Here is a 25,702-nt window from a genome sequence, read left to right on the forward strand (position 1 = left end):
CGACTATGACTGAAGTTAATACAGAATACAGTGACCAAAAGCAGATGCTAGGCCACCCCCAGGGATTATTTTATTTGTTTTTTGCAGAATTATGGGAACGATTTAGTTTCTATGGTATGCGCGCGCTGCTTACGCTTTACATGGTAAATGTAATATTTGAAGCACTGGCCGAGAGAGATTTTGCAACTGCTGCCGTTTATGCTTCTTATGGTTCTTTAGTATATGCATCTACAGTAATTGGTGGAAAGATTTCAGATCAAATCTTAGGGATGAGAAACTCCATTTTTTTAGGCGGTATACTAATGGCTATTGGCCATTTTGTATTGGCAGTTGAGAATGACATTGCATTTTTCTTGGCGTTGTCTTTAATAATTGTGGGCAACGGATTTTTTAAACCTAATATTTCCACATTTGTTGGAACATTATATGAAAAAGGAGACCCTAAAAAAGATTCTGGTTTCACTATTTTCTACATGGGTATCAACATTGGAGGTTGGGTAGCTCCACTTTTATGTGGTTGGTTAGCTGCGAAATATGGCTGGCACTACGGTTTTGGATTGGCAGGCATAGGAATGTTAACAGGCCTGATTGTTTTCTGGAGGGGTATAAAAAGGAATGTTTTTGGAGCACGAGGACTTCCACCTAATGAACAGGTTATGAATAAAAAGATTCTTGGAATTAAGCAGGGAATACTTGTTCCTGTTTTGGCTGTGATTTCGGCTCCATTAATTGCTTTATTATTAGCATCTTATAAATCAATTGCAACGGATGGAATTTTTGGAGGTCAGAATATTGTAAACGTAATCTTTCAGGGTATAGGAATTGCTGTTTTAGCTTATCTAGCTTATGAGATGTATAGGGCTACTTTAGAGGAGAGAAAAAAGCTTTTTGTAGCTGTTTTAATTACGGTTTTCATGACTATATTCTGGGGTTTTCATGAGCTTTCAGGTAGTGTAATAACTTTATTTGCAGCAAGAAATATTGATCTAGAGGGCATCATGAGTGCTGCTCAGACGAATTCGCTGAATTCTATGTGGATTATCATACTTGCAATTCCCATATCGATGATGTGGACATGGTTGAGTAAGAAAAATTCGAATCCACGTACCCCTTATAAATTTGGACTAGGATTACTTTTTGCGGGTATTAGTTTCTATGTTCTTGCAATCAGTGGTGCAAGTGCTAATGCAAATGGATTAGTGCCTTTTGCATACCTTTTATTAATGTATTTTTTACTTTCCATAGGTGAATTATTTATGTCTCCGGTTGGTCTTTCTAAAATTACAGATTTGTCTCCAAAACGAATTGTAGCGTTCATGATGGGTGTTTGGTTTTTATCATCGGCTTTTGCGTTTCAAATAGTTGGTTTTATTGGAAAACAATTGGCAATCGAAAGTACTGATAAGAATGTCGGCGGGTTTGATACTTTGGCCATTTATACAGACGGTTTTATGCTTATTGCAAAATACGCTTTAGCAGCAGGTTTAATAGTCTTGGTAGCTTCGCCATTCATTAAAAAACTAATGGGTAAAATTCATTAAATTAGTTCTCCAAATCAAAATAATAAGCTCCCTTTTCACCAGTATAGTGAAAGGGGATTTTATTTTTTAAACAAGTCATTCTCCAGCGGTCAATATAACTTCGGTAATTACTGCCATCAGCAATAATTTCTTTAGGGTTGATCCTATCTATGAATCTCTCAAGATTAATTTTTGGTGATTGGGTTAATAGAATTGTTTCCATTGATGTGCTTTTAGGATAAATACCTGCACTATCTAAAACCAGTAGTATTTCATTTTTAAAAGAGTAGCTATTCTTCAAAGAATCGAATTGGGTCAATTCTATTCGTTCAGCAGTCTGATAATCTGAAATCAGATTGTTAGCCATTTCCGTCGAATTCGATAAGATGGATAAATTCCTGCCGCTTCTATTGAATAGGATACTCCTTTTGGTTTGATGTAGAACAATTGCTTCCGTTATTTTGGATGCTTCAATTTTTTGAAAAGAAGTATAGCATTGAAAACATAGTAAACTAATCAAAAATATAGCGATGCGTTTGTAGGTAAATAGGGTACAGGCTTTAATAAACAAAACGATGGTTATAATAGACAGAATAAGTTGTCCGAAATCGAACGAAATAGAACTGAAAATAAAACTTTCTTGTTTCGCGACCCAGCCGATTAAATTGTTCATTAGGTTTATTATTCCATTATAAAACCATACAATTTGTGAGGGAAGCCAATTTATCAGGGAAAGGAATATCACTAAAATACCTATACCTAAAATAACACCTAAAGCAGGAACTATTATTAAATTGGAAATAAAAAATAATCCTGGAAATTGATGAAAGTAATATAGACTTATTGGCAATACACCCAATTGGGCAGCTATACTTACACAGAGAAGTTGCCAAAAATATCGGACAAACGTGTTCTTCGGAAAATACAATTTTTTAAGCAAAGGAAAAATCCATAATATAGCGAATACTGCCGCGTAACTCATTTGAAAGCCAACCTGAAATAATAAACTGGGATTAATAAAAAGTAGAATGAATAATATAGATAAAGCTAGAATGTTAAAGGAGTTGCTAGGCCTATTTAAATATATCGCATAAGCTACGAATGTGAACATTGTTGTAGCGCGAATAATACTTGTTATCAAACCAAATATGGTACAAACTAAATTTATTATATTAGTGTTATGATAGGAATATATTGTAGAATTTCCAGAGAGAAGTTAGATGGTAAGGATAGGAGTATTAATGACCAGAAGTTGTTAGGAATAGAATTATCTGAAAAATTAAAACTTCCTTATAAAGTATATATTGATGAAGGGATTTCTGGTACTGATGAAATTAAAAACAGACCCGAATTTTCAAATCTGTTGGATGATGTTCAAGATGGTTTAGTTACTCATATCTATGCTTATGATCAATCTAGGTTAGAACGTAATCCACAAACACGTTTCGCTTTTAAGAATTTACTTAAAGAAAATAACACCAAATTATATACAGAAACTGGGGAGGTTGATTTGTATGATGATGAATTGGAGATGTTAGGGGATATTGTTTCCATAATGAACTCTTACTATGTCAGAATTACCACGAAGAAAATTAAGTCAGTTATAAAAAGGAATGTAAGTTCAGGAAAAATACACGGTTTACCTGCTTACGGTTATACAAAGGATGAAGATGGTATAATGATAGTTGATGAGGAAGAAGCTAAAATAGTAAAATTAATATTCAAACTTTCTTTGGAAGGTAAAGGTCAGAGAACAATAGCTCGTTACCTGAATGAAAAGAAGATTCCAACACGATATCAGAAATTAAATCAAGAATATAAAAGCACTAACTACAATACTAATAAAACAGTTGTAAAGAAAGGGAGTGAATCTAAATGGGGTCATTCCGTGGTTCGAGGGATACTAATAAATCCTGTATACAAGGGTGTTAGAAAATTTATGGATGAAATATATGATTGTCCAGTAATTATTAAACCTCAACTATGGCAAAGAACACAGGATAATCTAATATTAAATTCTAGATATACGGGTAAACCTACCTATCATAAATATCTTTTGAATAATATATTGTATTGTGGTGAATGTGGTAGAAGATATTTAGGTAGATCAACAGATAGTAAGAGAGGAAATCCCTACATGTGTTCTTCTAAACAAAGAATTCCAAGTGAATGTGATAATAGAAATATTCAACAACCTAAAATTGAATGGTTCGTTTGGAACAAATTCTTTGTTGATAAAGAACTGTTAAACATAGTGAAGAATCATTTTAAGGAAACGGAAATAGATGATGTACCGAAAAGAATATCGAAAGAATTGACCAACCTTAAAAGGGAACTTAAACAATTAGAGAGTAGGAGAGGGAATGCGATTTCGATGGTGTTAGATGGGACTTTGAGTAAGACTGATATCAAATCTGAACTTAGAAAGATTGATTTGAAACGGGAAGATTTGAAAGTGAAAATTTATAATATAAGGGAAGAGCAGGAAGTACAAAAAAAACAACTAAAAAATATTGATAAGGTTGATGAGGATTTAGATTTTATTAAAGAGAATTTACCTTTCAAAAGAAAACAGGACTTTATTAAAAAATGGATAAATAAAATAGAAATACTGTTTCATGATCCATATTACCTAATAGCTTTTGATTTCAATATACCCAAACTAAAACCACAAACTTTTTATATTCACAGAAAGTACGTTGGTTTGGAGGAAACATTGAAAACTGGTACTTGGTTAGATCCAAAGGAATGGGTTAATAAGAAAGGAAAGTTTACTAAAAATAAGTAAGAGGAAGAATTTTGGTTTATTTAGATTTCAAATCTACATATTCAGTTAAACCCAATTCTTTATAAACATCACTCTCTTTCATAACCTCAACCTTTCTTTTTTCCATAATCTCAATTGAAAGGTTCTTACGGTCTTTCTTCATGTATTTTTTAATTTTGGTAACTGTGTTCTTGTTGAGGTTTCCATCCATCAACCTTATAACCTCACTACCTTTCATACCCATGTTCAAATAATCTACAGCCTTAGAATGTTTCTTTAGGAAAGCTGATGGTGTTTCTTTTCCTCTTGGGGTTCTGTTTTTATACTTTCCTTTGATCTTGGCTATTTCAATTCCCTCTAATTGACGTTCTTTTCTGATTTCGTTCTCAACCTCACCGAAACTACCCAAAATGGAAACCATCATTTTCATCACATAGTTCATCTTCCCATCAACTAGGGTTCTCATTCCAAGGTTTTTAATATAAAGTGAAATACCACGTTCGTGGATGTAATCAATGAATCCAAGTAAGGATTTAAGGTTTCTAGCTAATCGATCGATGGTATGAATCTGAATTTCATCAATTGTACCTTCATCGATCATCACCTTCAATAGTTTTCCTTTATCCCTTTCAAAAATCGGAATAGTACCGGAACACTTATCCTCCAGTATGAATTCATAATCCTCACTATTTACCAATTGTCTTTCAGTCGATTGTTGGATAGTTGAACAACGAACGTAAAGAACTACTCTTTTCAAATCCTCCTTATTCTTATTGTCTTTCATATTTCCTAATAATAATACCCATATTAATAATGCATTAAAAATAGGAATAAAGTCTTGTATACCCTATTTTCAGGAGGTTTTTTCGATGAAGCACCTTTCCTATTTTCGAGTATACATTTATATTGGGAATAATATTTGGTGAGTTTATGAACTCATTAAATTGGGGACAGGTTTCGTGTAACTCCAAAGTCTGATTCACACTTTACCCTTAAATAAGTGGCTCTCATATAGAACCCAATTTTTTTATTGTGGGTAAAACTCGATTTGATAAGTTGGTTACATATTCAATATTGAAAACACTCTCTCTTAGGAGTTAAAAAAGAGAAGAAACAAAGTACACATACTGAAACGCTTTATAAACCTCAAATAAATACTTTTGTGGGTATACATTAAAATCGTTTAAATAATTTTTAAGAAATTGGTCAACGTCACAGCTTGGTGACATTCTGAATATTTTCGTTCACGAACATATATTAAACGAATCTACTTTTGAATTATCCATAAACATAGGAATATTCGTAGATTAACGTCTTATAAAATATGTTCTATATATAATTGTTGTAGTCCATTAGACGAAACAAGAAACATCCTACAAAAAACAAAAATTCAATATGGAAAAATGGAATGAACTATGTTACATACTATCTGAAAATTTACCTTCAAATACAAGTGAACAGCTATTTGAATTAAAAGTAGTTCAGGCATTTGAAAAATTGGGATGGAGTCAATTTAATAATGAAATTGTGGTGCGGAAAAGTATTCAATTAGGAGCTTCAAATAGAATTGTTCCTGATTTAATTTTGAAATCAAAAGATAAAGGAAATCTTTTCGTTGTAGAAGTTAAAAAACCTTCTCTCGAAATTAACAATTCTACTTACAAAGGGCAACTATCGTCATTTATGGCAATTACGAGAGTTGAATTAGGGATTCTAATTGGTAATAAATTACAGCTATTTTTAGACGGCAAATTTTTTAATGAAAATGGCATTGTCTTAATCGACGAAATTGAGTTTAAAAGAGATAGTGAAAAAGGACTAAAGTTTGTGCAATTATTCAGCAAGGAAAATTACAATAGAGAAAATATTGAAAATCACGCTCAAGAGAAAATTCAAAAATTAAAAGAAATAGAAGATTTTAAAAGACTGAAAAATCAATTACTCTCTAAAAATTATAATGAAAAAATAATTGATTATTTAAAAACAGAACTTTTAAAAGAATATAACGAAAAGACAATTGAAAAAGTACTCAAAGTATTAGATGTTAAAATTGAGAATAAAAACAAAATAGTTCCTGTCGAAAATTACCAAAAAAGTAGAACGAAAAGATATAACTCGGTTGAAAATTTTAATGAATTTACTGGAAAACTTCCAATCGGAAAATATGTGCGAAAAACATTTAACGAATTAGTTAAAAATAATTTAATTGACAGAAATGAAATTGAAAGATTACAAAGAGCTGACTATTCAAAAATGACATTTGATATTCAATTTCCTTTTTTGGCTAAAGAAAACTCTACCTATTACGAAAGAGTTAGGTATTGGAAAAATCCATATCAAATAAATGGCGAAATATTTTATGTGACTTCTCAATGGTATGAAGTTCCTGCTAATAATGACAGACCATATTATGAGGAATGGTTAAAGAAAATGAAAGAATAATAACGCACTACAAGCCGTGTAAAAATAATTGCTTGGTTCTCGCCTACTTGGAAAATTCTGCGGATTTCCCAAAGCCAGTTTTTATCTGGAGAGGTTCGTGCTTTAACACGCCATAGCTCATATACAAAAACGTTATGCATAATTAACCAGATAATTTCAATTCAAAATGGCTTATTCCACATGAAGAAAATAGACATCATATTAATTGTTTTCATAGCTTTATTTTGGGGATGTGGGGATGGAGTATCTAAACATAATATCTCTGACAACTTTGAAAACTCTATTCAGACAAGTGAATACTATGATGATGATATTACTTATAAAATTGCTTTAAATAAGAAAATTACCGTTGATTCATTGAAAAGTTTAGACAACATAGTTCTTGAACTACAAGTTTTCGTCAATAACAAGCCTGTAAAAATTGACGAACAAAATAAAATTGAAATTAGTGGATGTTCCTATTTAGATTTTCCTGAAATTATCATTTCAGTGGTAACATTTAAGGATAAACTGGCTATTGGATGGCGTATTGATGGTTTGGGTTCTGTATGTGGGAACACATACTCTTCTAAGACATACCTCGTTTTACCGCAGAAACATAGCACTTGTTTTCTTTACTCTTTGGCTTCTAAAGGTGAACCATTAATTGAAGTCCGTTCAGCTAACAGTATAGAAATCTTAAGTTACTATCAAGAATGGGGACGAACTGGTACAGCCAGCAGTTTTTTTGTTCCCATGAAGACAATTCTAAAGATAGATTCCAATTTTTCTAAACCGGTAGAAATAGAAAAAGGAGATCTTCTAATCGAAATAGAAAAGTTAGATAATGAAATTTGCGAAAGCTATCTTAAAGGAAGTTATCTGGGTTTGTTTACTGCTGCATTGAATGATAGGAACGCAGAATTATTGGAGTATGCCTTTATCAACTTCTTTGATGAAAACGACGCATCCTGGTACAATTCACAAGGAATCGTATATACTCCGAATGAAATTTCTGACCTTAAGAGAGTTTTAGTGAACAATCAAAAATTACCGGATAGATTTAAACATTTATTAAGACATTAAATGAATAACAAAAAATGCTTAACAAAACCTAAAATTCATGTCCACTGCGTACCTTGTGGCCGCGAAATTTTAGCCAAATCGTTGGCATTAATTTGAACCGAATGAAATTCAAACTTACATACATTTTGATTTTTGTATTATTAGTTTCTTGCAAACAAAATAAGTTGGATGCTGCTACTGATTTTAAAAGTAAGAGAGTATCCGAATACATCTACTCTTCTGAATCAGATTCAGACCCAATTAATGAAAATTGGGTTAAAGAAGATTCACTCTTTTTATCTGAATTAACTGATATTCTAAAAAATGATGAAAGTGATATACTCGATATTCTTAAAATAGATGAAAGTGATAGGAGAACCACACTTGGTTTTGGATATGAACAAATCGAGGCAAGTATGGGGAAAGGCTATGCTGGAATTTATTACAATTTAATATTAAAAGATGGTCAAGTTGCATCTTATGAGTTCACACCAAATTTCCCAAATAATAAAGACATAAAAGAGCGTTATTTAAAAATGTTTTCAGGAATTTTTAAAATAAGTGATAATACACTTCATAAACGATATTTCAATATTTCGGAAATGGAAAAACCTTTAAAAAACATAAATCCAGATATTTCGTTGAATGAAAATTTAAGATTCCTTATGACACCATTTTCTGGAACAAGGTATGGTTTTAGTGGTGGGTATTCAGGAAGCACTTTTACGAATAGAGCAATATTTATAGAAGAATCCAAAAGCATAAATCCTGAAGTTTGTCAAATACTTATGAATAGCATAAATTCTGGAACAAGACTTATGGGAATTGAATATTATATGAAAAACAAATCTGATTTTAAAAATCAAGATTTAATCAATAATTGGATTGACAAAGTTTACTCAGAATTACCAACAATAGAAACTTTAGAAGGCTGTTTTGTGATGCAAAGAGATAGTAAAGCATTGGTTGCGGAGTATGTAAAAAGAAAAAACTAATATTAATCTGTATCCGTATTTTAGGACTTGACATTTAAGGACTGATAATAAATCGAGTTTTTAGTTTAATTTTTACACTTGTTATTTTAACAAGTTGTGCGGACACGGATAAAAAATGGAAATTTCAAGAGATTGATGAGACAAAATTAGTCTTGCAAGAAAATATTCTCACGGCCGATTATCTGAAAACGGTTGAATTCAAAAATCATCTTTACTCAAAAACATATGATACAATTATAGAGGTAACATCCTATCAGTACGAATCAGAGCTTTGGAAAAATAATAAAATGACTGGCCGATTTAATGCTTCCACTTACGTATATCCAAAGTCTGACTTAAATGATATGGACGAATATTTTTCTTTCCACATAGCTGGATACGATTTTGAGGCATCCATATCACCTAATTTCAGATATGAGAAAACTTATGAAATTAAATTGCCTTATAGAAAATATCAAATTATTAAAGCATTCAAAAATGACACCCTGAATATAGGACTAGCATTCCATATTTTGAAAGAAAATAAAATAATTTTCACAACAGTTATGACAAACGATAAATTTGAATTGGAAATTGAAAAGTTGATTCAAAAACTGAATGAAATATAAAAAATGTAAGCTTCCCTTAAAACCGAACTGATACTGAAAATTCCAAAAAGCCCAAAGGAAATTAAAAAGTTCTTAGGTTTTAATGTTTTCATATTTTATCACTTACTTTGAAATATTACTTAAAATGTTTCCCTCAAAAACTAAATATCTATTTTAAGATATAATGGATCATTTATTCTATCAACTTCTTTCTTCATTAAACATCTTGACAAGTTGACAATACAGAAGTCCTTGTCATTCATATCTTTTATACTATCATTTAAAGGTTGGGGTATTTTTGTCACTCGACCCTATTATCATATTCTCTATACCATTCCAGTATTTCCATACTAGGTATGACAATATCTCCGTATTTGTCAATAAAACTCTTTTCATAATCACCTTCTAATCGCACTCTCGCATATCCATTCCTAAAATCTCCAGCCTCAATGAATTCAATTTGAGTAATTTCATTTCCCATTCTATCTACATACCCATATTTATCATTTAATTTCACTCTTAGAATATCATCTTCTACTCCCCAAATACTGTCATACTTAAAGTCAGTAAGTAACTTGCCTTCTTTATCAATAACCGCCCATTCATAATTTTTTTTAACAGAACTTAACCCGTTTTTAAAATTTAAACAATAATCATATTTTAAAGGTATTACCACATTGCCTTCCCTATCAATATAACCTTGTTTCTCATTGAGTTCAACAGATGATAAACCTTCATGAAAATCTGAAACCTTATCATATTTTAGTGGAATTATCTCTTCTCCTTTATCATTTATGAATCCATATTTATCATCAATCATTACTTTAGCTATGCCACCTCTAAAATCATCTGTATTGTCATACCTTATTGAGGTTATTTCTTTTCCTTTATTATCTATATAACCCCATTTATCATTTAATTCAACTCTACAAAAATTTTCTGTAAATGACCTTACATTGTCATATTTAATTGGTGTTACATCATTACCACTTAAATCAATCAATCCGCATTTATCGTTAGTTGTAATATCTGCTAAATCCTGTTTATGACATTTACTAATATTCCGAAACTTCAAAGGAACTATGGTATTATTATCAATATCCACTACTCCATTATTATATTGGGTATAGGTGTGATATTTGGTTTGCCCATCTGTTCCTTTATATTTGGATTTACGTTCGATTCCAATAAAGTCTGTAACAATAAAAAAATCATTGTTAATCTTAGAAACTGAACGATACTTTAAATGAATTTTTGAATTTCCGTTTCTATCAATAATATGATAATTTTTATTTGAATTAACTAAACTATAGCCATTCTCAAAATCACTTGGGTGGTTTTCATAAATAAGCGGTATAACTTCTTTACCCTCAATATTTATAAAACCCCATTTGTTGTTTAATTTAACCTTTGCTAATCCCTCGCAAAAATTACCAGCTGCATCATAAATTATTGGAATAACCTCTTTACCATTTCTATCAATAAAACCAGCCTTTTTTCCTACCCTAACACTTGCAAATCCTTCTTTAAAATATACATCTATTAAATCACCATACATATTGTAATCTGGACGATATTTAAAAGTTGTTAATTCATTTCCCTCTCTGTTTATAAATGCCCATGTACCTTTACCCAGAATGGCAGCCACCTGTTCGTTATAATTACAAACATAATAATACTTTGGCCTTATAACTTCTTCACCATTCTTATTAATATAACCCCATTTACCTTTACAAACAACTCTTGCAAGTCCATCATGAAATAATGACGTAGGTAACTCATTCACACAAAATAAATGACTATCGTATTTTAGCTCCGTAATATGAATACCTTTTGAATTAATAATACCCCATTTCCCATTCAATTTTATAGCTCCATATCCATCATCAAAAACTATTGCTCCATCATAGATTATTTTCGTAATGGGTTTTTTATTAGAATTAATTAATCCACAGAATCCATTTTTCCATACTATTTGTGTATCGCTTGAGATTATTTCTTTTGCTATGTCCTCTTTTAATGAAGGTTCATTTTCAAAGGCTGAATTATTATTTTGAATAATTTTAATCAAGGAGTTAAATGTGACTAAATTTTGTTCAATTTTCATTAGAGCCTCGTCATATTTATTAGACTCTATAAGGCTACTAATTAAATCTTTATCCTCCAAAATATCAAAATCTTTTAATTTATTAATCTGTTCTTGTATCAGATGATATTCTTTTAAAAGAATATAATTTTTTATCAAATTAAGCCTAGAAATTATATTAGAAATTTTTTCTGTCATTACATTAACTTATTTTAGAGTTAAATACTTTTTTTAACCGATAAGTTATGTTAAAAATAAAAATGTTATCATAATAGGGGTTCTCTTAAGGGATGAGGAGTGGGTGACCTCATTACTGATTAAATTAAATTTCTTCATTGATTAATCATTTGATAATTTGGGTTATTGAAAAACCCTTCTCATTATTATTTACCAATACCTCCTCTAATAACTCTTCTGAAAACTCATTTACAACAGAGAATGAAATAATCTCATTTAAAGGATTAGAATCATATATATTTTTAGTCTCTGAGGACTTTATATTTTTGCCTAGAAGATATCCTCGCTCCCATGTATTATGATACCAATTAGGATTATCACATTCACAAAAATCATAATTAAAACTGCAATTGCATTTTGGTAATTCAGCCTATTTTTCCAAACTAGCAAGAGCCATTTTGGAATATTAAGATAATATGTGTTGTTTCAAACTCTGAATTTGACCTATTATATGAAAATGGATTTCCTCGATTTAGATGTTTTAAAACATTATTAAATTGATAATGCAGAAAAGCGAGGAATTATAATTCCTTTCATTAGCTCTAAAATAACAAAAAAGCAAATCAAAAAACTACTTAAAATAGTATTTGTGTTACAAATGTTTTACAATGAGAAATGAGAAAAGGGTTACATTTCTGTAACCCTTTGAAAACTAAGTGGTCCCACCTGTAATAGAACCAATACCTTTATGCCCTAATAATTAGTATATTAATAATTATAGTGGAACTCCAATAGTTCCAGTTTAGAACTTCTGGAGTTCCAACGAAATCTATAAGTTTCCAATAAAAATTTCAATCTTTTTCAAACATTTCTTCACGTTTTCTCAAACTTCCTATACTTATATATGGTACTGGTATCCATCAAAGGGGTAAAATACCAATCACCCTATCACCATCAACAATACGATTGAGTACAGGAGTAGGGTTAGACATCGGGTAGTAATCTGTGGGATTGAAACAATATCCAATAATAACGGATGAGGTTTCTCCGGTAGTACCAAAAATAATTTTATTATAAATCAGATATGGGTGAGAACGGACTGGTCTGAGGAAATATAAAATTAATCACTTAAAGGAAGAGAACTAAACTTCTCCGAAAGGGGATTCGTGTATTTAATTTAAAAATAACAATGGAACTAAACAGATACGAAACAGTTAAGAGTGTAATTAATAAACTTGATAAGATAATTTCCAAATTTCTAAATGAGGCAAAACCAAACTTAAAAGAACTATTCTCTTTAATAGAAATGAGAAGTACTTATGTAAAAGAACTTGATGGACTGACCAGAAGTAAAAACACACATGAAATGTTTAAAAACAAAAATAGATATGGAAAATAATCACAGAATAACAAAACAAGAATTAGAGAAGATGTATGGAGTAGATAGAACCACAATAGAGATCTGGAGAAGAAGATATGGACTTCCTATAATAGAAATATCATCTCATTCAAAATACATCAGGAGAGATGAGCTAATAGCTTGGGAAGATAGAATGAAGGATAAGTTTCAAGTTGAGGTTTAAAATTCAAACTATATGAAAATTTGAATTTGATATACTATCCTTTAAATCCTATCCAAAACTTCTTTGGAAAGTTCTTCTCATTCGATAATCGAAGTTCTTCTAAATGTTTATCAGATATTCCTTCGGACTGTAACATATCAACCAGTCTTAAATTTCTTGTTTCAAGTCTTTGAATTTCAGATTCATCAACTATTCTATTTGATTTTGAAGAATTACAACCTCTATGCGTATAAACTAGATTCCACAAATCATCAGAATACATAAAAGACCACGGAATGACATGGTCTATTGATATATCTCCATCAAAATCTTCCCCACATATAAAACATTTTTTATCAGATAGAGTAAGATACTTATGGAACTTGGATAGAGATTTCCTACGGATATTTCCTCTATCAGTTATCTTTATCTTTTGAGATATTCTAGGCGAGGAATTAAAATTTTCAAGGATTTGAGACCATCTATAATTGATTATCTCAAAGAGTAAATCCGAATACTCCTTTAATATTTCAGGATTTGGTAATACAATGATTTCGTTCCCTTTATCCAATTCGTAAAGAGAAAATTCTTTTCTATCAACTTTAAGAAACCGATAACTTACATCCTTTTTTAACTGATTATTCAAGAATTTAATATCTAAGTCGATTTCATCCTCCACTCTTTCAAACTTAATGGGCTTAAATCCATTATCCTTTTGATATTCATCAATTTTCTTCTTTACATACGTTATTAAAACAGGAGGTTTCTTTGGATTAGGACTTTGTTGTAAATCAAAGAATATGGTTTGATTCCAATAATATTTGAACATATTTCTTGAAATCCTATCAAAGGATATTATAGAATTATTTCCACCCTCCAAACAACATTCTATTATGGATTTACTCCATCCCATTTTATAGGTATTGTCTACACTTCCGTTCTTAATTACCGTGAACCAATCTTTAATGGTTTCATTCATCATAATTCTGTTTTGATGGAATTACACCTCTAACTCCCCCTCGGGGATTTTCAGTATCTCCTTTGTATCTTGGAATGATATGAACATGGGTATGTAAAATTGTTTGTCCACTTTCTTCTCCCACATTCATTCCAATATTAAACCCTGAGGGATTGAATTCTTTTTGAAGATATTCCTTTAACTCATCTATAATTGAGATAAGGGATATCTTTTCCTCCTTAGTACACTCAAAATAATCCTTCCGATGGTGTTTTGTAATAATCAATGAATGACCATTAGTAACAGGGTACTTATCAAAAGAAACAAGCCAATGTTTATTCTCAATTATTGGTTTTGATATATTACAGAAAGGACAATCCAAATTAAAACAGTTTAGTAATTATTGCTATAACAAATAGCACATAATTCGAAGCATACCTCATAATTAATAATAAAATATAGTGAGTTAATGAACTCATTAAATTGGGGACAGGTTTTACGTAACCACAAAGCTTCTTTTTAGTTTTGTCCTTGAAATACCCATGTTCATATCGGCCCAATTTTTTTATTGTGGGTAAAATCTTATTTGATAAGTTGGTTTTAAATTCAGAATTGAAAACACTTTGTCCTAGGGTATAATAAAAAAGAGAAGATACAAATTACACATACTGAAACGTTCCATAAACCTAAACTAAATAGTGCTGTGGATGATATATTAAAATCGTTTAAATATCTTTTCAAGAAATTGGTCAAAGCCATAGCTTGGTAATATTCTGTATATTTTTGTTTACAAACATATATAATATGCATATTAAACGAATAGGACTTTTTTGAATTACCCATAAAAAAGGGAATATTCTTATATTAACGTTATAAGAGAAATATAGTAACTTGTTACTATAAGCAATTGTTGTAAGCCATTTAAAAAAAACCAAAAAATAATTAAATATTGATAATATTATGTTGGAATACGAGGACGAAATTGAAAATGAAACAGATTTACTTCGCTGGCTATATTTTTACATTGAAAAGAAATCCAAAAAAGGAGTAAAACAAAAACATTTAGAAAAAATGATTTTGAAAATTGAAAATATACTAAACATTACCATAAATGATGAATTGGGCTTTGGGTATATTCCAGATTTGGATAGAGAAGAACTCGATGATAATTTACCATTCTAATTCCTATGACAAAAAAAGTACTACTTTATTATATTCTTGGTTATTTGAATAGCCAAAAAAATTCAAGGAATACTGAATCCTTAGAATTGTCCTATGTCCTTAGACTAATCGAAAAATATACTCGAATTTCAAATAAGAATAACTCAAATGAATAAAAAAGATATACTTTATTATGCTTACGGTTATTTAAAATTTCTATCCGAAAGTAATAATAGTGACGAAGATTTATATATACGACTGAATATCATGATTGCACGTTATTCAAAGGATAAACTCATTAGAAGCCATCGTAGGTATCAAAACAATTTAAATAGAGTAATATGGGATATAGAAGATAAAATTGGACACCGAAATGCATTTCCTGAACTTTATAGTAATCAATCTTATAATAATAATAATAATGATGATGATAATGGAAATGACAATTACAATCCTGATTTAGATTTAGACCAGCAACATCCTGATTTCTATGTCTGAATAAAAAACGGCTTACAATAACGTATATAAAACATAGCTATTACAGGCTTTCCGAAAGGTTTTTGTGTATTTGCCAAGTCCGCCAAATCTTTTGGATTTGGCTTTTTGAGAGAGTAAAGTAAAAAAGAAAATTTAAAAATTCGGCTTGTGTTAATCCGAATGTTCCGTGTCTTTTTGCACGCTACGTTATTCAAATTTGAAAAACAAAGACTGACAACGAGTAGACGAATAAAAAAATAAACTATTAAATAAATTAAAAGTATGAAAATTGAATGTCGAAATTGCAAAAATATAGAAATCGTGAACACAGACTTGTTTGTGAAAATCATTGGTGGTGCATTACCTGTTGGTGGGTTTTGGGCTTGGACAACTTATCTACTTGCTGGTACTGGTTTTGCATTACCTATTGTCATAGCAATGATTGCAGGCGGAACAGGTATGCTTATTTATAAAGACAAAATCGTTAAATGGCTTACAAATAAGAATTATAAATGCTCAAAGTGTAATAGTATAAGTTGGGATACTATGAAAGAAAACGTCCCTAGAAAGAAAAAATAAGTACCCATTAAGCTATGTAAAATGGTTTGCTGGTGTTCCCCTATTCATGAAAATCCTGACAGATTTACCTTCTTTTTGTATATGCTTTAAATTAATTGCTAAAACACTAAGACCTCTAGTCCTTATTGTCTACCTAATTCTTTTGACTATAATTTATTTGAATTGGAATTTTTTAACTGGTAAATGGCTAGAAGGTTTTAATCTTTTGAATCAAGGTGAAAATAAAATCCTTGTTGGTTTAACATCAGTATATTATACATTTGGGTCTTTTTATGGTGTAATATTTTTGTTGATGCCACTATCAGTTTTTGAAAAAAAACACAAAAAAGAAGAAAAATTAATATTTAAAATACCACGTAAAACTGATACACGCTTTTACTTAAAAAATATATTAATTTTCTTTGTCTTCCCTTTGTTGTTAATAATTGGTATTGTTCTTTGGATGTTTATAGAAGTAGAATCTACTTACCTTGCATACGTCTTTTGCTTAATCGTTACTGTTGCATTGATTCTCTCTTTAGTATATACTATTTTTAAAAAAGTATTGAAAATAAAGTAAGCGAGTTAAATTATATATAGTTGTAAAAAAATGGGTATCTATGATTTCAACATTTTATCCGACCATGAGAAATATGATACTGTATTTACAAAAGGTCAATTCGTTGATAGTGTTAAGGAGGGAAGGATAACATATTTACTTTACTCACTATCTTATTTCTGGATTGAGGTAATGTACGATACACCTACTAACAAAATATTAGAAATAGGTAGTTTTGTAAGTGGTAAAACTTTGGACAGGTATAGTAATGTTCCAAACAAAATTTAAATTAAGGAATAATTAAAATACTTCTTCCTTTACGGTTTTCCGTAACCAATTAAGTACTTCTTTTAGTATCATTACTCCTATTGCGTTTTAAATCTCTAGAATAAAAAACCTCAAAATGGAAACAATGAAGCAAAAAAATTTTGAAATCAAACCATATCAAAGACTATTAAAACAAATAAAATTTGAAAATGTACGTAGTCAATATACAGATAGAGAAATTCAAATGGAGCTCTTATATTCCAATAGCCTATTATTTGAACAATTACAACTCACTCAAAAGAATACCAACATCATTAAAATTATCGTTCTAATATTTGCGATATTATCAGTATTAATTGGCTTATTAATTGGTCTAGGCATTATTTAATTTAAGGTTAAAAGGGAAGTGAATTAATTTCATTCAAGAAATAAAATAATATTAATCTAAGTCTTATTCGAACATGACAACTAAAATAGGAATACATGTACTTAGACTTAATATTCTGTAAATCAACCATTTTATAAATTAAATTAACTTTAATTAAATAGTTTTAATGGTTCATATAAATACTTAAATAATGAAAAATATTTGGATTCCTTTTTTCACTCTTATTTTGATAGTAAGTTCTTGTAGTAAAGACTTTGAGGATGTGACCTCGAATCAGGAAGTTTCTTCCATAAGTTTAAGAGGTAAAATGGATAAAGTTTCCATCTGTCATTATGACGAAGATACGGATACTTGGAAAACCTTGAATGTTTCTGGAAATTCCCTAAAGGGACACTTGAAACATGGAGATGTTATTGGGGAGTGTTCAACCTCTGTTGTTTATGATTTCAATGATTGTTCAATTGATGGATTCAATACAAATGGAGAAGGAACATTTTCAATAATTGATAATGGAATTGATGGATGTGGAGTTTCATTGACACGACCAATCAGTATGAGAACGGACTCTCAATTTTCCTATGGAACCTATGAAATGGATACAAGAGCTTCTACTGGGGTATCAAATCAATATATGTTTCTTTTTCTTAGTGAAGATTTTTCTTCTTATGGAATAGGTATTGGTATACAACCGGATAGAACTGATGATGAAGGAATAGATTTTATCGTTAATGGAGTTCCTCTTTTACAAGGTAGAAGAAGTGATATCCCTGTTTCCTATCCTAATTGGTATCATGTTAAAGTTGAAGTAACACCAGATTATGTGAAACTTTGGTTAGACGAAACTTTAATGTACGAATTATATGATTATGGGGGAATCGAAAATCCTATAGGTAGATGGGAAATTAGTTCATATTCAACAAGTGAATTTGATAACCTGAAATACACTCCAATGTAGAACATCTAAATTTTAAAATATTATATAAGTTATCATGAAAAACCCTCTTGTTTATTTCTTCTTTATTTTAATTTCCTTTTTCGTTCTTAGTTGTACTTCAAGTTTAGATACAGATCCGGTAATAGAGACAAAAACATACACTCTAACTCTTTCAACAACCCCATCAGAAGGTGGAACAGTTTCTCCTTCGAGTGGAAATTATGAAGAAGGTACTACCGTGTCTATAGAAGGTACTCCCAACGAGTTTTATAAATTTAATGAGTGGACAGGAGATGAACAGAATACAGATAATCCCGTATCCATTTCTATGAATTCCAACAAGAGTATCACAGGAGTTTTTGAACTTTTGGATTCGGATGGGGATGGAGTAACAGATGATATTGATGAATGTCCTGATACTCCCAATGGGGAAACGGTTAATAGTATTGGGTGTATAGAACCTGAACTTACTTATGTTCCTGATGATGTATTTGAACAAACTCTTATAGATTTAGGAATTGATGATGAATTAGATGACTATGTTTTAACTAACTCAATCAAACCAATAAAAGAATTAGTTTTTGATGAAAAGGAAATATCCGATTTTACAGGAATAGAAGGTTTTGAAAATTTAGATAAATTGGATGTTACGAAACCATCCACAAGTTTAACATCTATTAATTTAAGTACTAATCTAAATCTTGTGACTTTGTACATTAATCAAACTAGTATTCCTTCTTTTGATTTATCCAATAATACAAGTTTAACCTTCCTTGATTTATCCGATAATCAATTATCAACTATCGACCTTTCCAAAAATATTGATTTAACCTTTCTTGATTTGGCAGGAAATCAATTCACAACTATTGATTTATCAAACAATATCAATCTTACACAACTTGATTTCGAAGTAAATCAACTTATGTCTATTGATTTATCAAATAACACTAACCTAAGTGAATTGTATTTATTAGATAATCAACTATCCTCTATTAATGTTTCCAATTTAGTTAATCTTACTTCCTTTTTAATTTATGAAAATCCTCTTACGTGTATTCAGGTTAATCAAGATCAATTAAATAACATCCCTATTGGTTGGGAAAAAGATTCTGAGGATTCTTATTCCTTAAATTGTTCAGATACAGACGTTGATGGTGTAACAGATGATGTTGATAAGTGTCCGGATACGCCTTCAGGAGAAACTGTTGATACCAACGGTTGCTCTGATTCTCAAAAGGATACCGATGAAGATGGTGTAACTGATGATTTAGATACTTGTCCAGATACACTTTCAGGAGAAACTGTAGATTCCAACGGTTGTTCAACTTCTCAAAAGGATACCGATGAAGATGGTGTAACTGATGATGTTGATACGTGTCCTAATACTCCCTCAGGAGAATCTGTGGATGCAAATGGTTGTAGTGATAGTCAAAAGGACTCTGATGGTGATGGGGTTTCAGATAATAAAGACTCGTGTCCGAATACTCCAGCAGGAGAATCTGTTTTACCAAATGGCTGTCCAGTTAATACTCAAACCTATGTCCCTGATGATAATTTTGAGCAATATCTTATTGATTTAGGATATGATAGGTTTTTGGACGATTATGTGACTACCGCAAATATTAGTTCTGTAGAGAGTTTAACTATAGCTTTTAATGAAAATATAACTGATTTGACTGGTATTGAAGACTTTACTTCATTAACTTCATTAGGAATAGATTCCGTTCCTATAACATTTTTAGATATCTCTATCTTCAATAATTTAACATTTCTATCTTTGGAGTATATCAACTTGAATTCTCTAGAAATAGTTAATCATAATAGTCTAGAGGCCCTGTCATTATATGATATTGGAAGTTCTGTTACTTTGAATGTAAGTAATAACAATAGTTTGAATTCCATTAGTGTGGGAAGAGGTAATTATGAATCAATATCTATAACTCAAAACCCAGCATTAAACAATACAATTTACTTGGGCAATATGGTGGCAAATTCACTGGAAATTATTAATAATCAAGAATTGCCAAGAATTCAGATTTATGCTATGGATCAACTATCCAGAATAGATATTGCTAATAATTTAGCTCTCACGGGAATTAGCATCTCTAACAGTCATATTAATGCCTCGTTAGATGTCTCCACAAATACCAACTTGACAAATTTGGAGATACCTTATTACGATGGTGGCGGAAATATATATGCATTGAACATTTCTAATAATACTTTGTTGGAAAGGTTAGATATAAGGTGGAATCAAATCCAAAGTTTAGATGTTTCACACATTGTGAATTTGGCATATTTGGGTACGATAGGAAATCCATTGACCTGTATCAAGGTAAATCAAGAACAATTGGACCAAGTTCCCAATATTTGGGCTATATGGGATAAAGACGAAGAAGACGTTTATTCCTTAAATTGTAATTGACGGTTATTATTAAAAAATAAATTGATGTTTAACTAGTAGAATCTCGACATTAAACGATACATAATTGATAAATACTCCCCAAAACCCAAACTTCTTAATACTATAAATAGGTTATTTTATTTTCTATGAGATTTTGATGTTATGAAATTTGGTAAAATTTTTGAGAAAGTCAAATTTTAAGCGGAATTGTTGTCTATTTTTCTGCTTTTATGCGGGGTTTCAGTTCCGTTTTACACTGATCATACACAAGTGTATACATCAATATAAAACGGGAGTCTTAAAGAAAAGAGACCTAATTATTATCTTATGGCAAACTATAAATGGTTTTATCCCTAATTTTAGGAAAAGATAAAATTAAAATAAAACAACTTACAACAGGTCCTATAAGTAATGTCCTAAAAACTCATTAGCATGAATAAGGACATTACTTATAGCCCTGTCGTTGTGCTTCATTAAGGAAACCAGCCGCACAAACAGCACATTTGGTTTTTCCGACACTAAAGCCAACGAATAAAAAACCAAAAGAGCTGTTTTTTGCCAACGCTTGAAAGAATTAAAATGAATGATGAAAAAATACTCTGCAAACTACTCTTACACCAATCATAATTTTGTTATTCAGAACCTAACGAATACAAGAAAAGAGTCGAAATTTTTACCTGCAATTTTAATAATCAAAAACCTTATTCAAAGAGGTAAGCCAACCTTAATGAGCCAATATTTACAAAGTATTTATGGTTCAGTTCACAAAGAAATAGAACTCTTTAAAAATCCCTTTGTTTTAATAAATAAATCAAGCCTTAAATGGAATAACACTATAAAAGGAGATGAAGAAAATAATTATTTTCCAGCAAGAACATTTTTGGAAGAGAGAATTAGTGAAGATTTATCTGAGTATGAATTTATAAAACAACTAATAATTCCAGAAATTGAGATTAATCAAATCACTCAAAGAAATGATGAAAACTTCAAACATCAATGCGTTGATTTTTTCTTGCCACAAGCGAATTTAGTAATAGAAATAGATGGGCAACAACACAAAGAGGAAGTTGGAAGAGTTATTGATTCAATCAGAGACAATCACTTAACCTTATCAAAGGTTTTAACGGTTAGAATCGACACAAAAGATTTAGAAGCGAGAAATGAAATCTATCTTGAAAATATAGAACAAATAAAAAACCAACTCGACAAATATTCAAGATTTCTAAATTTATACAAAACAAACTTCAATCTCAGCTTCGATGAGATTCCAGAAGAAATAAAAAAAACAAAATTATTGCCTACGGCAATAATTCGTTTTCAAGTTTTAATTCTTGAATTACTTGAAAGTGGTATATTAAGTCTTGATAGCGAAAAATGGTTATTTGAAGTTAAAAACAAGGATATAAATGGATATGAAAATCATTCGATAGAGGATATATTTGAATGGCTTCATCATTTATTGAAATTGCAAAAACTTCCTTTTAATGAACCTCAATTTGAAATTAGAAATGTTGAAAATTTCAGTAACGGAAATTGTGTTAAAATTGACTTTAGCCTTTTACAACGTTGGACTGATGAAAATTCACTTAATGAAAAAATTATTTATGTAAGAACTGACTATTTAGACTTATTTCATAATCGAAATAAAAATAAATTAGACAGAATCAACTATTTTAAACTAGGTACTTCTTCTAAATACAATTACAAACTTCTTTTCAATGAAGAGTCTGATGATTTAGAAAACTTACAGTTTTTTCTTAAAAACATATTTGGGTATGATAAATTTAACAATGGTCAGATTTCAATTATTCAAAACGTTTTAGAAAATAATACAACTATTGGATTACTACCAACAGGTGGCGGAAAATCTTTGACCTACCAACTTGCGTGCCTTTTACAACCTTGCATCAGTTTTGTTGTATGTCCAATCAAATCTTTAATGTACGACCAAATAAAAGACCTTGACAAAGCATACATTCAAAATATTGAATCAATAAATAGTGATGTAATTGGAGCTGAACGAACTGAAATATTAGACAATTATAGCAATGGAAAATATTTCTTTGTTTTTATTTCGCCTGAGAGATTTCAAACCAAGGATTTCAGAGAAAGACTAATAGCAATAAATTCACAATTGAACTTCTCTTATGCTGTCATTGATGAAGTTCATTGTTTGTCAGAATGGGGGCACGACTTTAGAACCTCATACTTAAACCTTTCAAATACCATAAAAAAATATTGTCCTTCAATCAACTTTTTAGGATTAACAGCAACTGCATCAGTTTACGTTTTAAAAGATATTCAGTTAGAATTTAATACTGACCAAAAGAATGTAAAAACGCTAACCGATTATACTCGACCAGAATTAGAATTTATTGTTATAAATGATAACGGTAAAAAATATCAAGAAATTAAAACTATTATTGAAAATCACAACGAAGAAGATAATCTTTTTGATTTAGATTCTGAGAACCCTAAATGTGGTCTTATATTCACACCTTTTGTAAATAGTGGAAATGGTTGTTTTGATTTGGCAAGTAAACTAACAACTAACTTCAAAGTACCCGTAAAATTCTATTCAGGTACGAAACCAAAAAATTATCAAAACGATTTAGATTTCGAGAAGTACAAACTAAAAGTTCAAGACGAATACAAAGAAAATAAATTCTCATTATTGACAGCAACTAAGGCTTTTGGTATGGGAATTAATAAAAAGAATATAAGCTTTACAGTTCATTATGGTATGCCTGCTTCAATGGAATCACTTTATCAAGAAGCAGGAAGAGCAGGAAGAGACAAAAGTGATGCAAAATGTTATGTTTTACTAACAGAAGAAAATCCAGAAACTGATGTTCAAACTATTTTCAACCCAGAATCAACTTATGAAGAAATCCAATCATTAACAGAAAAAGTTAAATGGGATGGTCAAGATGTCTTTCGTCAAATCTTTTTGTATCAAAATGGATTAGACTCAATATCTAAAGAGTTAGAACTTGTTGCCCAACTTCATAACACATACTCAGAATCAGGAACATCTAAAGTTGTTTCTGCAACGAGTTTAGCATCAAACAAAGCGAAAGTTGAGAAAGCTATTTATCGTTTGTCAAATTTGGGAGTTATTTTAGATTGGACTGTTGATGATTTCTTTAATGGAGTGTTTACCGTTACATATAATACTTTCACAGAAGAAAGTATAAAATCTACTCTACTCAAATTTATTAAAAAGTATGTTGATGACTTTGAATTTGATAACCATTCTGATAGAATTAAATACACAAATATTTTAAACAATACTGAATTGCCAAAATTCGAGCGTTTAGTAAAAATCTTACTGCAATGGTCTTACGATAAGTTCGGTTCAAACAGAAGAGAGTCATTAAAAAATGTATACGAAAACTGTTTAAAATATGATGATACAATTGAAGGAAAAGAATCTTTTAAAAAATCGTTAGAAGCATATTTTAAATTCACAGAAGCAACTTACATTTTACAACATATTGCAGAAAATAACAACAGAGACCTTTCTAAATGGTTTGATGTATTCTATGATGAAAACAACAACTTCATCAACAAAGATTCATTAGTTGATTTAAAAGGTAACCTACAACGGTTTTTAGAGAGTTTTCAATCTAACACAGGACTAAATCTTATAAATGGTTTAACCATCTTACTTTTAGAAGATTCATTTAATAAAATTGAAGAAAGCAGATTTTCAAAATCATTTGATACAATCTCAAATTATGAAGAGTCAGAATTTGATTATGTTATTGACCAAATTCTTGAAGTCTCAAAGAAATTTAATCAAAAAGGGAAAATAATATTGTTGAAATTCTTATATAAATTCAGTAAAACAGAAGAGGAAAAACTAAGGTTTGCAAAAGAATTAGGAGACACAAAAACTCTACTCATTCATTACAACAATAGGCTTAAAAGCATAAATAAAAATATAGAATATGGATTTAGAAAAATTGGATAGTGTTGTAAATGAATTAGAACATAATTCGAAGCAACTTAAAGATTTTACGGCTGTTTACTCAGAAATAAGTACGCTTCAATCGAATATAAGCCGAAACTTGGAATTAATAGAAGAGAATAATAAAAGTTTAAACTCAGTAAGTGATGTAATCAAACAAAAAACTGAAGAAAACACAGAGCAGCTAAAAGTTGCCCATGACTTTCTTGAGCAAAAAATTGGAGAGATTTATAAAGACAATAAAGTTTTTCAAAAAGAACTTGACGCAACGCTTATTACAAGACTTGACAAGCACAAATCTGATATTCAAGTTGAAATTAGAAATGAAGGAACTCAAATACAACGCGCATTTGAAACTACTTTAAACTCTAACTTTAATTCAATGGAATCGAAAATTAAAGAGCTTTTTGATTCTCAATCAAAAGAAATAAAAACAATGAAAATTTTAATATTTGTATTAGTTGCTATTGGAGTTGGTTTAGGAATTGGACTTTACTTGAAATAGCCAACGCTACACCAAAAATTGCAAAAGAGTATGTCTTTGCGAACGCTAGCAAGTTTTCGGAAAAAGCCAGCAGGTAAGATGTGTATAAAACATGGCTAATAAGGCTTTAACAGAGGTTTTCGCTTCTTTATTAAGTCCGCCAAATTTTTAATTTGGTTATATTTAGAAAAAAATAAACATAAAAATTAAAAATTTGGCTCTGTGTTAATCCGTAAAGTTAGTGTCTTTTTACACGCTACGTTTCATACACTAGACCGTTACCTGCAAGCTGAAAAGCCAACCGCACAGTCAATCACATTTCATTTTTTTCGTGCCTCAAAAAATAAAAAGAGCTTGTC

23 protein-coding genes are annotated in these 25,702 nt (G+C 30.2%); 18 read left to right on the forward strand and 5 right to left on the reverse strand.

Translation table 11 applies throughout. The features are described 5' to 3' along the window. Positions 1-5 precede the first annotated feature (5 nt). On the forward strand, positions 6-1,541 hold the full coding sequence (locus B5X55_RS16855; RefSeq protein WP_079514065.1) for a peptide MFS transporter: 1,536 nt from the start codon (positions 6-8) through the stop codon (positions 1,539-1,541). 1 nt (position 1,542) lies between these two features. On the opposite strand, the gene B5X55_RS16860 is transcribed toward B5X55_RS16855, so the two are convergent. Beyond that, positions 1,543-2,661 carry a ComEC/Rec2 family competence protein gene (locus B5X55_RS16860; RefSeq protein WP_262494168.1) on the reverse strand — a complete coding sequence of 373 codons (1,119 nt, stop codon included), beginning with the start codon at positions 2,659-2,661 and terminating at the stop codon, positions 1,543-1,545. 39 nt (positions 2,662-2,700) lie between these two features. Between B5X55_RS16860 and B5X55_RS16865 the strand changes: the two genes are divergently transcribed. Next, positions 2,701-4,308 (forward strand): recombinase family protein, encoded by a 1,608-nt coding sequence (locus B5X55_RS16865; RefSeq protein ID WP_079514069.1) that lies wholly within the window; start codon positions 2,701-2,703, stop codon positions 4,306-4,308. Positions 4,309-4,324: 16 nt separating this feature from the next. On the opposite strand, the gene B5X55_RS16870 is transcribed toward B5X55_RS16865, so the two are convergent. Next, positions 4,325-5,071 (reverse strand): recombinase family protein, encoded by a 747-nt coding sequence (locus B5X55_RS16870; RefSeq protein WP_079514071.1) that lies wholly within the window; start codon positions 5,069-5,071, stop codon positions 4,325-4,327. A 611-nt stretch (positions 5,072-5,682) separates the two neighbouring features. Here B5X55_RS16870 and B5X55_RS16875 point away from each other — a divergent pair. From B5X55_RS16875 to B5X55_RS16890, 4 genes are all read left to right on the forward strand, one after another. Next, positions 5,683-6,729, forward strand: a complete 1,047-nt coding sequence (locus tag B5X55_RS16875; RefSeq protein WP_079514073.1) for a type I restriction enzyme HsdR N-terminal domain-containing protein — start codon at positions 5,683-5,685, stop codon at positions 6,727-6,729. Positions 6,730-6,909: 180 nt separating this feature from the next. Then, positions 6,910-7,794 carry a hypothetical protein gene (locus tag B5X55_RS16880; RefSeq protein WP_079514075.1) on the forward strand — a complete coding sequence of 295 codons (885 nt, stop codon included), beginning with the start codon at positions 6,910-6,912 and terminating at the stop codon, positions 7,792-7,794. A 101-nt stretch (positions 7,795-7,895) separates the two neighbouring features. After that, positions 7,896-8,768, forward strand: coding sequence for a hypothetical protein (locus tag B5X55_RS16885; protein ID WP_079514077.1), 873 nt, complete (start codon positions 7,896-7,898; stop codon positions 8,766-8,768). Between the two features lie 152 nt (positions 8,769-8,920). Further along, positions 8,921-9,376 carry a hypothetical protein gene (locus tag B5X55_RS16890; protein ID WP_079514079.1) on the forward strand — a complete coding sequence of 152 codons (456 nt, stop codon included), beginning with the start codon at positions 8,921-8,923 and terminating at the stop codon, positions 9,374-9,376. Between the two features lie 280 nt (positions 9,377-9,656). Here the strand turns inward: B5X55_RS16890 and B5X55_RS16895 are convergent, their stop codons facing one another. After that, positions 9,657-11,639, reverse strand: a complete 1,983-nt coding sequence (locus tag B5X55_RS16895; protein ID WP_079514081.1) for a WG repeat-containing protein — start codon at positions 11,637-11,639, stop codon at positions 9,657-9,659. A gap of 1,168 nt (positions 11,640-12,807) precedes the next feature. Here B5X55_RS16895 and B5X55_RS16900 point away from each other — a divergent pair. Both B5X55_RS16900 and B5X55_RS16905 read left to right on the forward strand, forming a co-directional pair. Continuing rightward, entirely contained in the window at positions 12,808-13,017 is a 210-nt protein-coding gene (locus B5X55_RS16900) for a hypothetical protein (RefSeq protein WP_079514083.1), read from the forward strand. Continuing rightward, complete coding sequence (locus B5X55_RS16905; RefSeq protein WP_079514085.1) at positions 13,007-13,201, forward strand: MerR family transcriptional regulator; 195 nt, start codon at positions 13,007-13,009, stop codon at positions 13,199-13,201. Before B5X55_RS16900 ends, B5X55_RS16905 begins: the two co-directional genes overlap by 11 nt. 34 nt (positions 13,202-13,235) lie before the next feature. On the opposite strand, the gene B5X55_RS16910 is transcribed toward B5X55_RS16905, so the two are convergent. Next, positions 13,236-14,162: an HNH endonuclease gene (locus tag B5X55_RS16910; protein ID WP_079514087.1), complete on the reverse strand. Its 927-nt coding sequence runs from the start codon at positions 14,160-14,162 to the stop codon at positions 13,236-13,238. Then, a complete protein-coding gene (locus B5X55_RS16915; protein ID WP_079514089.1) occupies positions 14,152-14,520 on the reverse strand; it encodes an HIT family protein in 369 nt (122 codons plus the stop codon). The genes B5X55_RS16910 and B5X55_RS16915 overlap by 11 nt, the downstream gene beginning before the upstream one ends. 578 nt (positions 14,521-15,098) lie before the next feature. On the opposite strand from B5X55_RS16915, the gene B5X55_RS16920 reads away from it, so the two are divergent. From B5X55_RS16920 to B5X55_RS16965, 10 genes are all read left to right on the forward strand, one after another. Further along, positions 15,099-15,320, forward strand: coding sequence for a hypothetical protein (locus B5X55_RS16920; protein ID WP_079514091.1), 222 nt, complete (start codon positions 15,099-15,101; stop codon positions 15,318-15,320). A gap of 246 nt (positions 15,321-15,566) precedes the next feature. After that, on the forward strand, positions 15,567-15,797 hold the full coding sequence (locus B5X55_RS16925) for a hypothetical protein (RefSeq protein WP_143814528.1): 231 nt from the start codon (positions 15,567-15,569) through the stop codon (positions 15,795-15,797). 300 nt (positions 15,798-16,097) lie between these two features. After that, the gene (locus tag B5X55_RS16930; protein WP_200811631.1) at positions 16,098-16,355 is read left to right on the forward strand and encodes a hypothetical protein; all 258 of its coding nucleotides are present in this window, start codon (positions 16,098-16,100) and stop codon (positions 16,353-16,355) included. A 46-nt stretch (positions 16,356-16,401) separates the two neighbouring features. Then, on the forward strand, positions 16,402-16,914 hold the full coding sequence (locus tag B5X55_RS16935; RefSeq protein WP_159447564.1) for a hypothetical protein: 513 nt from the start codon (positions 16,402-16,404) through the stop codon (positions 16,912-16,914). 30 nt (positions 16,915-16,944) lie between these two features. Continuing rightward, a complete protein-coding gene (locus B5X55_RS16940) occupies positions 16,945-17,181 on the forward strand; it encodes a hypothetical protein (RefSeq protein WP_079514097.1) in 237 nt (78 codons plus the stop codon). A 115-nt stretch (positions 17,182-17,296) separates the two neighbouring features. Continuing rightward, positions 17,297-17,548 carry a hypothetical protein gene (locus B5X55_RS16945; protein ID WP_079514099.1) on the forward strand — a complete coding sequence of 84 codons (252 nt, stop codon included), beginning with the start codon at positions 17,297-17,299 and terminating at the stop codon, positions 17,546-17,548. A gap of 190 nt (positions 17,549-17,738) precedes the next feature. After that, on the forward strand, positions 17,739-18,503 hold the full coding sequence (locus B5X55_RS16950) for a hypothetical protein (RefSeq protein ID WP_079514101.1): 765 nt from the start codon (positions 17,739-17,741) through the stop codon (positions 18,501-18,503). 34 nt (positions 18,504-18,537) lie between these two features. Beyond that, positions 18,538-20,907, forward strand: coding sequence for an InlB B-repeat-containing protein (locus B5X55_RS19230; protein WP_200811632.1), 2,370 nt, complete (start codon positions 18,538-18,540; stop codon positions 20,905-20,907). Positions 20,908-21,469: 562 nt separating this feature from the next. Next, positions 21,470-24,862, forward strand: a complete 3,393-nt coding sequence (locus tag B5X55_RS16960) for a RecQ family ATP-dependent DNA helicase (protein ID WP_079514103.1) — start codon at positions 21,470-21,472, stop codon at positions 24,860-24,862. Then, on the forward strand, positions 24,840-25,364 hold the full coding sequence (locus B5X55_RS16965) for a hypothetical protein (RefSeq protein ID WP_079514105.1): 525 nt from the start codon (positions 24,840-24,842) through the stop codon (positions 25,362-25,364). Before B5X55_RS16960 ends, B5X55_RS16965 begins: the two co-directional genes overlap by 23 nt. The last annotated feature ends 338 nt before the right edge of the window (positions 25,365-25,702 follow it).

The organism is Maribacter arcticus (assembly GCF_900167935.1).
Classification (GTDB): domain Bacteria; phylum Bacteroidota; class Bacteroidia; order Flavobacteriales; family Flavobacteriaceae; genus Maribacter; species Maribacter arcticus.

What these genes read in the sequence shown, in the direction of transcription:
- B5X55_RS16855 (WP_079514065.1), top strand. Translation starts at nt 6, where the DNA reads ATGACTGAAGTTAATACAGAATACAGTGACCAAAAGCAGATGCTAGGC.
- B5X55_RS16865 (WP_079514069.1), top strand. Translation starts at nt 2,701, where the DNA reads ATGATAGGAATATATTGTAGAATTTCCAGAGAGAAGTTAGATGGTAAG.
- B5X55_RS16870 (WP_079514071.1), bottom strand. Translation starts at nt 5,071, where the DNA reads ATGAAAGACAATAAGAATAAGGAGGATTTGAAAAGAGTAGTTCTTTAC.
- B5X55_RS16875 (WP_079514073.1), top strand. Translation starts at nt 5,683, where the DNA reads ATGGAAAAATGGAATGAACTATGTTACATACTATCTGAAAATTTACCT.
- B5X55_RS16880 (WP_079514075.1), top strand. Translation starts at nt 6,910, where the DNA reads ATGAAGAAAATAGACATCATATTAATTGTTTTCATAGCTTTATTTTGG.
- B5X55_RS16885 (WP_079514077.1), top strand. Translation starts at nt 7,896, where the DNA reads ATGAAATTCAAACTTACATACATTTTGATTTTTGTATTATTAGTTTCT.
- B5X55_RS16895 (WP_079514081.1), bottom strand. Translation starts at nt 11,639, where the DNA reads ATGACAGAAAAAATTTCTAATATAATTTCTAGGCTTAATTTGATAAAA.
- B5X55_RS16900 (WP_079514083.1), top strand. Translation starts at nt 12,808, where the DNA reads ATGGAACTAAACAGATACGAAACAGTTAAGAGTGTAATTAATAAACTT.
- B5X55_RS16905 (WP_079514085.1), top strand. Translation starts at nt 13,007, where the DNA reads ATGGAAAATAATCACAGAATAACAAAACAAGAATTAGAGAAGATGTAT.
- B5X55_RS16910 (WP_079514087.1), bottom strand. Translation starts at nt 14,162, where the DNA reads ATGATGAATGAAACCATTAAAGATTGGTTCACGGTAATTAAGAACGGA.
- B5X55_RS16920 (WP_079514091.1), top strand. Translation starts at nt 15,099, where the DNA reads ATGTTGGAATACGAGGACGAAATTGAAAATGAAACAGATTTACTTCGC.
- B5X55_RS16925 (WP_143814528.1), top strand. Translation starts at nt 15,567, where the DNA reads ATGATTGCACGTTATTCAAAGGATAAACTCATTAGAAGCCATCGTAGG.
- B5X55_RS16935 (WP_159447564.1), top strand. Translation starts at nt 16,402, where the DNA reads ATGAAAATCCTGACAGATTTACCTTCTTTTTGTATATGCTTTAAATTA.
- B5X55_RS16940 (WP_079514097.1), top strand. Translation starts at nt 16,945, where the DNA reads ATGGGTATCTATGATTTCAACATTTTATCCGACCATGAGAAATATGAT.
- B5X55_RS16945 (WP_079514099.1), top strand. Translation starts at nt 17,297, where the DNA reads ATGGAAACAATGAAGCAAAAAAATTTTGAAATCAAACCATATCAAAGA.
- B5X55_RS16950 (WP_079514101.1), top strand. Translation starts at nt 17,739, where the DNA reads ATGAAAAATATTTGGATTCCTTTTTTCACTCTTATTTTGATAGTAAGT.
- B5X55_RS19230 (WP_200811632.1), top strand. Translation starts at nt 18,538, where the DNA reads ATGAAAAACCCTCTTGTTTATTTCTTCTTTATTTTAATTTCCTTTTTC.
- B5X55_RS16960 (WP_079514103.1), top strand. Translation starts at nt 21,470, where the DNA reads ATGATGAAAAAATACTCTGCAAACTACTCTTACACCAATCATAATTTT.
- B5X55_RS16965 (WP_079514105.1), top strand. Translation starts at nt 24,840, where the DNA reads ATGGATTTAGAAAAATTGGATAGTGTTGTAAATGAATTAGAACATAAT.